Here is a 12,020-nt window from a genome sequence, read left to right on the forward strand (position 1 = left end):
CAAATACTTTGCAAGGTAAATATTTCATGAAATTACTTTACTTATAAAGAGTCATCTTTTATAATCAAAAGTGGTAATTGATAAAGATTATCATTTTCAATGATTGTAGAAAGGAGTTTTTTAAAAGATGAGTAGTCAACTCCGTTTTGCTGTTGAAAATCGTAAGAGGCATTTAATTGATGAGTTAATTGGGGCAGGTGTGTTTAAGATTCGCGACCGACAATTATACGAGCTGTCTTTAGAGGAATTGGAAAAAGAGTACGAAGATATGGAAGATTATGCAAATGTTCAGGCATAGCTATATAGATTAGTAAAAAGAGAGCTGGTTACGATTTTGTGTAACCAGCTCTCTTTTTATTTCGTAGAAATTATTTTTTGTATTTCTTTCATGGGACGGAGCCAGTTTTGGGTCATTATTTGTTCCATTTGTTTTTCGTCCTGCTTCTGTAATGCTTGAATGATAGAGTGATGTTCTTCAATAGATTGACTTGCTGGAACAAAGTTTTGGAAAAACAAATATTCAAGACGTAAAACGTGAAGTTGCATATTTTCTAGAAAGGGTTCAATATATTGGTTTTTAGCAATAGAAGAAATTGTATTGTGGAATTGTATATCTAATTCTAAAGCTTGTTTTGCGTTTTTTTTCTCTATAGATTGCTGAAAATGCTCATTTATTTCAGAAAGTAGTTGAATATCAGCGTTTGTAATGTTTTGAAGAGCTTGCTTTCCTATAATAGAGTGAAGACCAGCCATCGTTTCATAAATGATAGATACGTCGTCTAACTTAATAGGAGCAATTTTCGTTTTTTGCCCTGGTACCATTTCCACTAATCCAGAAAGCTCTAATATTTGAAGTGCTTCTCTTACAGGTGTTCTGCTTACTCCTAGTGCCTCAGCCAATTCCCCATCATTAATTTTTTCATTGGGTTTCAGTACACCTTCAATAATCCAATTTTGTAGTTGATTTAAAACGAGTGATTTTGCTGAAACTCTTCCTGGTTTTTTATAATTTTGAGGGACAGGCATAGTGAATTCAATCCTTTCATTGTATATTTTCCTTTTTTGCATGAACAAGCTTTAATTTTTGTTTCCCTTCATCCGGCTTTTGGCTTAAGATGAGCACCATTACAATGACACAAAAAGCGCCTAATAACTGAAAAGATTGAAATGGCACTTGCAATATAAGTACAGAAGAAATAATAGCTGCGAGTGGTTCTGTGCAACCAAATAATGTTGTTTCTTTCGGAGTCAGGTATCGTATGCTGTCTAAGTATAAATAAAAGGCAATAAGTGTCCCGAAAATGACGACAAATGTGATGAGCGGTAGGGTACTTAGTTTTACATATTTCATAGTTGATAATAAAATGAATTCGTTTGTAGAAATAAAGTGTACAATCGTTACACCAATACCCCCAATAATCATGCCCCATCCAACGATAACGGAAGAAGACCATTTTTCTAACAATTCCTTTGAATATAAACTATAAAAAGCGAGAGATAATCCAGATAAAATACCCCAAATAATAGCTGGTGTAGAAACAGCCAAGTTATGAACAGACCCGTTTGTTAGTAAGAGAAAAGTGCCTACTAATGAAAGGGTAATTGAAATGAAATCAATTTTTGATGGACGAACGTTCCATTTGAAAAGTAAGTATACAGTGATGAATATAGGAGCTAAATATTGTAATAATGTTGCGACGGCAGCATTTCCTTCTTTAATTGAAGCGAAATACGTATACTGTACAGCAAGCATACCGAATAGACCAAACAAAATCATTTTAATAGCATCAGATTTTTGTTTCCAAATGCCAAATATCTCTTTTTTTCTCGTTCCGAATGAGGAAATAATGAGCAAAATAATTCCAGATATAAGTAAACGGATCGTAACTAACCATTCGGTTGAAACATTGTCATATTGAAAAAGTTGTTGTGCAGCTGTACCAGACAAGCCCCATAAACAAGCACCGATTATGACCATTATAATTCCTTTTAATCGATTTGAATCCATATGATCTAAAATTCTCCTTTCTAAAAATACAAATTGAATACAATATGCAATATATCACAGAATGACTCGTTAATAAACTGAAATTTCTAATTTTATTTTTTTGTGTATAGTAAAATATTGTAGAGGAGGGGGAGGATATGTTAGCTGGATTTTTAGTTTGTTTATTTGTTGGGTTACTTATCATTTTTTTAGGGTATCAAATACATGTGAAAAAGAGGTTGTTTTTGTTAGCAGGATATCAAGAAGAAACGTTTGTTGGAGATAAAAATAAATTAGCGAAGCTTTCAGGAGCATTTTCTTATATAGTTGGAGTTGCTACTATAATATTACCGCTTGGCTTAGAAAAAATAGGGGGGGTAGTTGGTATCGTATATGCTATATTAATTGTTTTAGGTACAATTGTATTTATAATTAAAGCAAACCTATTAAATAAGAGTGCTATAAAGTAAAAAGGCTTCATTCTACTGAAGCCTTTTATTAATTATTATGAAGTATAAGTAAAAGCCGGGATAGGATCAATAAATGTATTCCAGTTTTGTTTCATTTCTTTCTCTGTTAATAGACAACTATCTAATGATTGTTCAATTAAAGAACGGTTCATATCAATTCCGATAAATACGAGTTCGGTTATTCGATCTCCATATTGTTTATCCCAGTTTTTCAATACTTCTGGTTCTTCTGTAATCATTTGATTTCTTTCAGTTTCAGGTAATGCCGCTATCCACTCACCGACTCCTTGAATTGTAATAGAGGAACCTGCTTGAGATAGAAGCCCTATCATATTATTACGAGATGCCAGCCAGAAGAATCCTTTCGCTCTTACAACATCTAAAGGCCATTTTTCTAGCCAATTCATAAGGCGCTTGGGATGGAAAGGATATTTGCGGCGGTAAACAAAGGAATTGATACCGTATTCTTCCGTTTCCGGTGTATGATGGTCACTATTTAATTCTTGTATCCAGCCGGCCGATTGACTGGCTTCTTCATAATTAAATAGATTTGTGTTTAAAATTTCTTGTAATGGTACTTTGCTAAACGAAGATTCAAGAACTTTTGCATTAGGATTTAATTTTTTTAGTAAATGATGAAGCTCTATCACATCTTCTTTTTCTAGCAAATCTATCTTATTAAGAATAATTACGTTTGCAAACTCAATTTGATCTATTAATAAATCAATAACTTCCCGGGTATCATTCTCATCGATTGCTTGTTTTCGGTCTAATAAACTTTCTCCATCTGCAAAATCATCCCAAAATCTATTTGCATCTACAACTGTAACCATCGTATCGAGGCGACAATTTTTCGTTAAATCAATGTTAAGAACTTCGTCTGTATAAGTAAACGTTTGAGCAACTGGAATAGGCTCACTTATACCAGAAGATTCAATAATAATATAGTCAATATCACCATTTTCCACAAGACGATTCACTTCTATCATTAAATCTTCTCGTAGTGTACAACAAATACAGCCATTTTGAATTTCTACTAGTTTTTCCTCCGTACGTGAAAAACCACCCTTTTTTATAAGAGATGCATCAATGTTTACTTCGCTCATATCATTAACGATAACAGCTACTTTTAAGTTATTCTTATTAGTCAAAATGTGATGTAGTAAGGTAGTTTTTCCAGATCCTAAAAAACCACTTAATACAGTGATAGGTACTTTTTTCATGAAATGATCTCTCCTTTAAATCGTAATGATTACGTTTTACATTAAACGATGGGAAAAGAAAAATCAATAATAAATCATAATGATTACGATTTAAGAATAGAAATAGACTATAAAATTTGTGCTGTAGTATGAAGCATTTGGACAAGCACATGTTTACATATAAATAAAATGGAGGCGAGAAGCTTGGTCTTTAATAGAGTTTCAAAAGAAGTAGTAGGCATAGCTCTTATCGCTATGTTTCTCTTTTTATTATTTTTTGTAGATTTTACAAGTCTAGTAAATTTGCATAAAAATATGCCGCAGGAATGGTTGAATGTGAATACGGTATTTTTAAGTATCATTTTTGAAGCAATACCTTTTATTTTATTAGGGGTCATTGTTTCTTCATGTATTCAAGTGTTTGTGACGGAAGATATGATTCAAAAAGTAATGCCGAAATCTCCAATTGTTGCAATGATTCCAGCAGTATTTGTGGGAGTTCTTTTTCCAATGTGTGAATGTGTCATTATACCAATTGTAAGAAGGCTCATTCAAAAGGGGTTACCACTTCATGTAGGCATTGTTATTTTAATGAGTGCACCCATTATGAATCCAGTCGTTCTTTTATCTACTGTATATGCGTTTCCAAAAAATGATTACGTTGTATATGCACGCTTTGGGATAACAATTCTAGTTGCTCTATTCATAGGTCTAATTGTGTATTATTGCTATCGCGAAAGAAATGTTTTAAAAGACGTAGAGGTTTCAGTTCAAACAAGCAAAAAAAAGAGTTGGAAAGATGTTATGAATCACACTGTAGATGAGTTTTTTGATACTGGTAAGTATTTATTGATAGGTGCTTTTTTAGCAAGTGTATTTCAAACGTTTTTTGATCGGAATGTACTGGATGTAGTAGCACATAACGAAGTAATTGCTCCCGTTATTATGATGGGATTTGGTTATGTTTTATCAATTTGTTCTGCAGCCGATGCTTTTATAGCCGCATCTTTTGGACATGTTTTCTCGGTAAAGGCACTTCTCACATTTCTTGTGTTTGGGCCTATGCTTGATATGAAAAATACGTTAATGCTATTTGCGTATTTTCAAAAGAGATTTGTATTCTTTTTGATAGGAATTGTCATTGTATCTGTGTATACCATTCTGCAAATCATAATGTTATAGGAGGTGAGAAAGAATGGAGAAAGAGGAGCAGAAGGCGTATCATCGCTATATACGTGGCATTATTTTAATTGGTTTAGCAATGCTCTTATTTAAACTACTTGTAACAGGGAATATTTATAATTTTATCGCTCCAAAAATGATTAAATTTACGTATATAGCTTTTGTAGTAATTTTAATTTTTGGTATTGTACAAGTTTGGGGAGATGGAAGAGAAAAACAGCATGATTGTAATTGTTGTAAACATCATACAACATCAAAATCAGGGATAAAAAGTTTCTTTGTATATGTTTTATTTGTTGTTCCGATAGTTAGTGCTTTTCTCTTTGGAAGTGTAACAATTGATGGAAGTTTAGCAGGAAAAAGGGATATGAATCAAAGTGTACAGTCGAGAAGTCTGGAAAGGAATGAAAAAGAGGGGGAACAGGTTAATTTTGATGGGCGAGAAGTATCCGTTGATCCAGAAGAAACATCAAATTTAGCAACGACTTATAAAACGGAAGAGCAAGTAGTAAAAAGTATGTTAGGACAGCGTAAACTACAAGTAAAGGATAAGGACTATGTTCAAACAATGAATGTAATTGGTCAAAATGTTAATTGGTTTAAAGGGAAAGAAATTACATTCTTAGGGTTTATATATAAGGATAAAGATGTGACGGGTAATAAAGTAGTAGTGGCTCGATATGGCATAACTTGTTGTATTGCGGATGCATCAGTCTGGGGGATGATTGTTACCGGGAAAAATATTGAAAAAATTCCAGAAGAAACATGGGTGAAAATAACAGGATTATTAGATGAAACGACATATAAAGGAACAGTCTTTCCACTTGTAAAAGTAAACAAAATCGAGAAAATTAATAAGCCAACTGATCCATATGTATATGATGCTTTACCTCAATAGAAAAGAATAAATTCTTCATATTTTCATGAAATAGAATCATAATCATGGCGATAAAAAAATAAAGATAAGAGTAATTTGGTTTGTTAAAAATATGTGCAGAAGGAGTTATGCGATGAACTGGGTTACTCATAAACCATCATTTGAATTTGAAACATTTAGTCCTATTATTCGGTCACAATCTGCTTGGAGTGGACATTTAGATTTTGCATATGACTTAGTACGATTTGAAAAACCAGAAACTTTAGTTGAGTTAGGTACACATTTAGGAGCCTCCTTTTTTAGTTTTTGCCAGGGAGTAAAAGATGGAGGGTTATCGACTAAATGCTTTGCAGTAGATACTTGGGCTGGAGATGGGCATACAGGTCCATATGGAGAAGGGGTTTTTCAAATAGTAGAGAAAGTAGTGAGCGATAACTACCTTAATATAGGAAATTTAATTCGATCTACTTTTGATGATGCTGTAGACCGGTTTCAAGATGAAACGATAAATCTTTTGCATATTGATGGCTATCATACGTATGAAGCTGTTTCTCACGATTATAATACATGGATACCGAAAGTCGCGAAAAACGGTATTGTATTATTTCATGATATTGAAGTTAGAAGTAGTGATTTCGGCGTGTATAAGTTTTGGGATGAGGTAAAAGCGAAGTACCCTCATTTTCAATTTGCGCATTCATATGGACTGGGAGTGTTATTTCCGAAGGGTTGTAGTGATAAGTTTGAGGAAATACTTAAAAATAAAGAAGAAATACAAAATATGTATAAATAAAGGTAGGGCATGCATCATTTTAATGATGTGTGCCCTATTTTTGTGTGGGAAATTATGGTGTTAATTAAAAAGTTAAGATAGTTGTAAAAAGTTTTGTTGCAGCAAATATTAAAAAAGTTAGTATGGGATTGTTCTTTGTAAATAAAGTGAAGCTTTAATACGTTCATGTCAATCCGGGATTTTACAGTAGTTAATTTCTTAACTAATTGCTTTGCACTTACTGAATTTTAAGGCGGAGGTCTTATTGGCCGGAAATATCGGGATAAATAAAAATACAACATTTTTTATATTTTTCATTGCGAAAAACGTAATCTACTTTTACAATAGAAAGGGTTGTGAATATATTATACTGGAAAAATAAATCGAAATAATATGAAAATTTTGTTTTGTCTTCGCTAATTGTATATTACATACATGTAAGACGACATACGTCATGTTATCGACTTGTAAGGAGAGAAAAAAATGAAAAGTGTAAGATTACCATCGATGCTAGAAATCATAGTTCTTTTATTACTATTTCTTGCTGTTGTCTTTTCCTTCCAAACGATTTTTGATCTCCCAATTCAATTAGCGCTATTTATTTCATGGTTTTTAGTAATTGCGCTTGGATTAAGATTAGGATTTCGTTATCAAGAATTGCAAGATGCAATTACGAAAGGGATTTCTAACGGATTAGAAGCAATACTGATTTTAGTTGCAGTAGGTGCTTTAATTGGAACATGGATTGCTGGTGGGGTAGTACCAACATTAATCTATTATGGATTAGAATTTATTCACCCTAGCATATTCCTATTAGCAACATTAATTATTTGTTCTATAACTTCTATCGCAACAGGAACGTCTTGGGGAACAGTGGGAACAGCAGGTATTGCTATGATGGCGATTGGTGAAGGACTTGGTTTACCACTTCCGCTTGTTGCTGGTGCAGTTCTTTCAGGAGCTTATTTCGGCGACAAATTATCACCACTTTCTGATAGCACAGTTCTTGCAGCTTCTATGGCGAAAGTAGATGTTATTGCTCACGTTCGAGCTATGCTCGTATTAGATGTTCCGGCTTATATTATTACTAGTATTATGTTTACTGTAGCTGGTTGGATGTATGGCGGCGATAATGTAGATTTGAATCGAGTAGAATTTTTAAAAGAAGCTTTATTAAAGCAATTTGATATTAAAATATGGATGCTTGTTCCGGCGGTCATTGTTATCGTTCTATTAGCGATGAAGAAACCGTCTATGCCAACAATTGCAATGGGAGCTTTAATTGGTGCAATTTGGGCAACTCTTTTCCAAGGGATGAACTTTGGAGAGGCGATTGGAACAGCTTATAACGGATTCTCAATTCAATCTGGTGTTGAGTTTGTTGACAAGTTATTAAACCGTGGTGGAATTAACGGCATGCTTGGCTCAGTAGCCGTTATTATTTTCGGTTTAGGATTTGGTGGATTACTTGAAAAACTAGGTGTTTTAAAAGTAATCGTATCAAAATTTGAGAAGAAATTAAATTCTGCAGGTAATGTAACATTGTCTACATTAATCGTGGCATTCTTAGCTAATATATTTGGTTGTGCGATGTATGTATCACTAATTTTAACACCAAAAATTATGGAAGATAGCTATGATAAATTAAAAATAGACCGTCGTGTATTAGCGCGTAACTCAGAAGTAGGTGGAACGTTAACTTCAGGTATGGTTCCATGGTCTGATAATGGTATTTTTATGGCTGGTATTTTAGGTGTAGCAACGTTCTCATACGTTCCGTTTATGTGGTTAAGCTTCGTATCGTTAATTTTAGCAGTTATTTACGGATATACAGGCAAATTCATCTGGTATGTAGATGATGCAGATAAAGGAAAGCAAGCATCATAAAATAAAAATCACCTTCTACAATATGTAGAAGGTGATTTTTTTATTTTTTAATAGCATTTGCTAAAGTAATTTCATTCTCATATTTAGCAATTTTTTGTTGTATCTTTTTTAAGTTTTTTTCAGTGTCTTGCATGAGCTGTAAGACATTGGTCTCCTGTTGTTTTATTAATTCTAACCTTTGAAGGATGGTAGATTCTCCTTCCATAGACCAGTCGATAAATTGTTTTATTTTTTGAATTGGCATACTGGTGTTTTTTAAACACAAAATCATTTCTAAATATTTCAGTGCTTCTTCATCAAAAACTCGATCTCCTTTTTCGTTTCTTTGCAGAAAAGGAAACAGTCCTTGTTTATCGTAATAACGTATTTGAGAAATAGTTAAATGTTGCATTTTGGCGACTTGCCCAATTGTATAATACATATCATTCATCCTTTTATTACCAAGGTATAATGCCATCTTTGTTAAGTATTTTACCATTATAGTTTGTTTCACTTAATGCATATTTAATAATAATTTTAGCACTTTCAGTGGTTGTATGGCCACCGGGGGAATTTCCATTAAGATCCGTAGTTGTAAAACCAGGAGTTACCCCAAATACTTCTGGACCGTTAGTGGCAAATTCTTTACTAAAAGCTAATGTTAAAGCATTAATAGCTGTTTTGGAAGAATTATATCCTAGTGTATTAATTGGATGTGTTTCACCATTAGCAAACATTGTTAGTGAGGCCATGTCAGTTGTTACATTTAGTATTTTACTGTTGCTCGAATTCTTTAATAATGGTAAAAAGGCTTGCATCATTTGGAAAGTTCCAAAAAAATTAACTTCAAATCCTTGGCGTAAAGTTTCAATATTTAATTCACTAGGTAGTATATTGAAGTCTAGCGCTATGCCTGCGTTATTAATTAATAAATGTAAGTGGTCAGTCGTTTCGTAAATTTTCTTTGTTGCTTCTTGAATGGATTGTGAATTTGAAATATCTACTTGAATATAGGAAACGTTTGAAACATTTAAAGATTCTACGGCTTGTTGTCCAAGTTGTTCATTGCGAGCACCTAAAAATACGTGATAATCTTTTTCTGCTAATTGACGAACAAGTTCATATCCAATTCCTTTATTTGCACCTGTTATAAAAGCATATTTTTTCATTTTGAATTCCTCCAGTAGTGTTATAGTAGGTTACAATGGAAAGGATACAGCCTAAACTTAAGTTTAGGTCAAGAGGAATTTTTTAAAATAAATATAGAATATCTATATATAAGAGTGAGAATTCTTATCATTTAAGAGAAAGTCTGTTATTATAAGAGATGTAGGTATTATATTTTCAAGGGGATGAAAACATGGAGTACAGAATTGAAAGAGATACATTAGGAGAAATAAAAGTTCCAGCTGATAAATTATGGGCAGCACAAACACAACGTAGTAAAGAAAACTTTCCAATTGGAACAGAGCAAATGCCGCTTGAAATTGTAAAAGCATTTGCAATTTTAAAGAAGAGTGCAGCACTTACCAATCAAAAATTAGGAAAGCTATCAGAAGAAAAAGCAGAAGCAATTGTTGCAGCAGCTGACGAAGTCATTGCAGGGAAATGGAATGAACATTTTCCGCTTGTCGTATGGCAAACAGGTAGTGGTACGCAGTCAAATATGAATGTGAATGAAGTAATTGCAAATCGTGGGAATCACATTTTGAAAGAGAAGGGATCTGAGGTACATATTCATCCGAATGATGATGTGAACATGTCACAAAGTTCAAATGATACATTTCCAACGGCGCTTCATGTAGCTTGTGTAATCGCAGTAGAAAATCACGTATTACCAGCAATTACGAAATTAAAAGAAACTTTAGCAGAAAAAGTAACTGCATTTGAACATATTATAAAAATTGGTCGTACACATTTACAAGATGCAACGCCGTTAACTTTAGGGCAAGAAATTAGCGGATGGCACCGTATGCTTGAAAAAACAGAGCGTATGATTGCAGAGAGTAATACATATATGAAAGAGTTAGCAATTGGTGGAACTGCGGTTGGAACAGGTATCAATGCTCATCCTAAATTTGGTGAGATGGTATCAGAGGAAATTAGTCAATTTACAGGTAAACAATTTGTTTCTGCACCAAATAAGTTCCATGCATTAACGAGCCATGATGAAGTTGTATATACTCACGGTGCATTAAAAGCATTAGCTGCAGATTTAATGAAGATCGCTAACGATGTACGTTGGCTTGCAAGTGGTCCACGTAGTGGTCTTGGAGAAATTATTATTCCAGCAAATGAACCGGGAAGCTCTATTATGCCAGGGAAAGTAAATCCAACGCAAAGTGAAGCATTAACGATGGTTGTAGCGCAAGTGATGGGGAATGATGCAACAATCGGATTTGCTGCGAGCCAAGGTAACTTTGAGTTAAATGTATTTAAACCTGTTATTGCCTATAACTTCTTACAATCAGCTCACTTATTAGCGGATGCAATTGTTTCGTTTAATGACAATTGTGCAGTTGGTATTGAAGCAGATGAAGAAGTAATTAATGAAAATGTGAATCGTTCACTAATGCTTGTAACAGCGCTAAACCCACATATCGGATATGAAAATGCAGCGAAAATTGCGAAGCATGCTCATAAAGAAGGGTTAACTTTAAAAGAAGCAGCATTGCAATCTGGGCTACTAACAGAAGAGCAATTTGATGAAATTGTAGATCCAAAGAAAATGATTGCTCCAAAAGAGTAATAGAGAAAGCCAAGGTTCTTAGTATAGAATCTTGGCTTTTTTGATGTTCATTTTTATGTTTCATCTACTTGCAATACTACAAGCTTCAAAATATATTATTTGTTAGCAGGCGTATTCATTACTTTCATCTGTGGGCAGTTCTCTTTTAAGAGTGAAATGAATTTTTCTTCTTCTAGTGGTACGAAAGTGGTCACTGAGTCAAATAAATTGTAATGGATTTCTAATTGTTGTCTAGTCCATTTTTTTGAATGAAGTTTTTTACCAGAGTATTTAACGTGACGAATATCTTCAAATGGAATTTCAGTATGAAAAATGAAACCGTGTTTTACAACAAGAGATGATTCCGTTATGTTGTAGTGAGAGAGATAGAATGAAGAAAGATTCACGATGTTTAATAGCATCATGAGGGTGAAAAAAATAGAATTTTCATTTTGGAAGAATAGCGAAATGAAAAAAATAATTATAAATAATGTAATAAAAATGACGTGGAATGGATTTTTTTTCGCTTTAAACTGCAAGTTAGTCACCTCAGTATACTTGTCCTTTAACTAAATTAAATCATAACATTGTGATAAAACGTGTGAATATGCAGAATTGCATATTCATACATTTTATTATTCATGTAAAATTTCTTGATGGGATAAATTCAAAAGAAGTTTTGTAATAGTGGAGTGGCATAAAGTGACTTACAAGAATAGAAAAATAGCGTTAGTCATAATTAGTTGTATGATGATTATGAGTAGTTGTGCTAATAAATTTGTTGAAGATAGAAATCGAAAGCATACATTTGTACAAGCAAGTAAGGTTTTAGTAGAGACTGTAAATAGAATATATAAAGTGAAACGTTAATCAGTGGGAGGCTTACTGCCCGGTAAATAGCGGAATAAAAAGTAAAAGGTGTTTTCTTATACGGAA

The 12,020-nt window shown here is 33.2% G+C and carries 14 protein-coding genes; 8 read left to right on the forward strand and 6 right to left on the reverse strand.

Going from position 1 to position 12,020, the window contains the following annotated elements:
• The first annotated feature begins 127 nt into the window (after positions 1-127).
• Positions 128-298 (forward strand): Fur-regulated basic protein FbpA, encoded by a 171-nt coding sequence (gene fbpA / locus V6946_RS08715; RefSeq protein ID WP_000098303.1) that lies wholly within the window; start codon positions 128-130, stop codon positions 296-298.
• 56 nt (positions 299-354) lie between these two features.
• Here fbpA and V6946_RS08720 read toward each other — a convergent pair whose 3' ends face one another.
• On the reverse strand, positions 355-1,026 hold the full coding sequence (locus V6946_RS08720; protein WP_001987091.1) for a GntR family transcriptional regulator: 672 nt from the start codon (positions 1,024-1,026) through the stop codon (positions 355-357).
• Between the two features lie 16 nt (positions 1,027-1,042).
• Positions 1,043-2,008 carry a DMT family transporter gene (locus tag V6946_RS08725; protein ID WP_006923261.1) on the reverse strand — a complete coding sequence of 322 codons (966 nt, stop codon included), beginning with the start codon at positions 2,006-2,008 and terminating at the stop codon, positions 1,043-1,045.
• A gap of 137 nt (positions 2,009-2,145) precedes the next feature.
• Between V6946_RS08725 and V6946_RS08730 the strand changes: the two genes are divergently transcribed.
• The gene (locus tag V6946_RS08730) at positions 2,146-2,457 is read left to right on the forward strand and encodes a DUF3784 domain-containing protein (RefSeq protein WP_006923259.1); all 312 of its coding nucleotides are present in this window, start codon (positions 2,146-2,148) and stop codon (positions 2,455-2,457) included.
• Between the two features lie 35 nt (positions 2,458-2,492).
• On the opposite strand, the gene V6946_RS08735 is transcribed toward V6946_RS08730, so the two are convergent.
• Entirely contained in the window at positions 2,493-3,680 is a 1,188-nt protein-coding gene (locus tag V6946_RS08735) for a GTP-binding protein (RefSeq protein ID WP_366981899.1), read from the reverse strand.
• Positions 3,681-3,848: 168 nt separating this feature from the next.
• Between V6946_RS08735 and V6946_RS08740 the strand changes: the two genes are divergently transcribed.
• From V6946_RS08740 to nhaC, 4 genes are all read left to right on the forward strand, one after another.
• A complete protein-coding gene (locus V6946_RS08740; RefSeq protein WP_366981898.1) occupies positions 3,849-4,841 on the forward strand; it encodes a permease in 993 nt (330 codons plus the stop codon).
• A 13-nt stretch (positions 4,842-4,854) separates the two neighbouring features.
• The gene (locus V6946_RS08745; protein WP_006923255.1) at positions 4,855-5,739 is read left to right on the forward strand and encodes a TIGR03943 family putative permease subunit; all 885 of its coding nucleotides are present in this window, start codon (positions 4,855-4,857) and stop codon (positions 5,737-5,739) included.
• 112 nt (positions 5,740-5,851) lie between these two features.
• Positions 5,852-6,511: a class I SAM-dependent methyltransferase gene (locus V6946_RS08750; protein WP_001104667.1), complete on the forward strand. Its 660-nt coding sequence runs from the start codon at positions 5,852-5,854 to the stop codon at positions 6,509-6,511.
• Between the two features lie 462 nt (positions 6,512-6,973).
• On the forward strand, positions 6,974-8,377 hold the full coding sequence (nhaC, locus tag V6946_RS08755) for a Na+/H+ antiporter NhaC (RefSeq protein WP_000843992.1): 1,404 nt from the start codon (positions 6,974-6,976) through the stop codon (positions 8,375-8,377).
• Between the two features lie 40 nt (positions 8,378-8,417).
• Here the strand turns inward: nhaC and V6946_RS08760 are convergent, their stop codons facing one another.
• Both V6946_RS08760 and V6946_RS08765 read right to left on the reverse strand, forming a co-directional pair.
• Positions 8,418-8,798 (reverse strand): MerR family transcriptional regulator, encoded by a 381-nt coding sequence (locus tag V6946_RS08760; RefSeq protein WP_006923252.1) that lies wholly within the window; start codon positions 8,796-8,798, stop codon positions 8,418-8,420.
• A gap of 16 nt (positions 8,799-8,814) precedes the next feature.
• The gene (locus V6946_RS08765; protein ID WP_006923251.1) at positions 8,815-9,525 is read right to left on the reverse strand and encodes an SDR family NAD(P)-dependent oxidoreductase; all 711 of its coding nucleotides are present in this window, start codon (positions 9,523-9,525) and stop codon (positions 8,815-8,817) included.
• Positions 9,526-9,716: 191 nt separating this feature from the next.
• Here V6946_RS08765 and fumC point away from each other — a divergent pair, with 191 nt between their 5' ends.
• Positions 9,717-11,105 (forward strand): class II fumarate hydratase, encoded by a 1,389-nt coding sequence (fumC, locus tag V6946_RS08770; RefSeq protein WP_000456633.1) that lies wholly within the window; start codon positions 9,717-9,719, stop codon positions 11,103-11,105.
• A 95-nt stretch (positions 11,106-11,200) separates the two neighbouring features.
• Here fumC and V6946_RS08775 read toward each other — a convergent pair whose 3' ends face one another.
• The gene (locus V6946_RS08775) at positions 11,201-11,623 is read right to left on the reverse strand and encodes a PH domain-containing protein (protein ID WP_102956135.1); all 423 of its coding nucleotides are present in this window, start codon (positions 11,621-11,623) and stop codon (positions 11,201-11,203) included.
• 163 nt (positions 11,624-11,786) lie between these two features.
• On the opposite strand from V6946_RS08775, the gene V6946_RS08780 reads away from it, so the two are divergent.
• On the forward strand, positions 11,787-11,954 hold the full coding sequence (locus V6946_RS08780) for a hypothetical protein (protein WP_000221433.1): 168 nt from the start codon (positions 11,787-11,789) through the stop codon (positions 11,952-11,954).
• Positions 11,955-12,020 lie beyond the last annotated feature (66 nt).

Origin of the sequence: Bacillus sp. PPSBB_2 (assembly GCF_045291115.1) — a bacterium.
GTDB classification, from domain to species: Bacteria; Bacillota; Bacilli; order Bacillales; family Bacillaceae_G; genus Bacillus_A; species Bacillus_A cereus.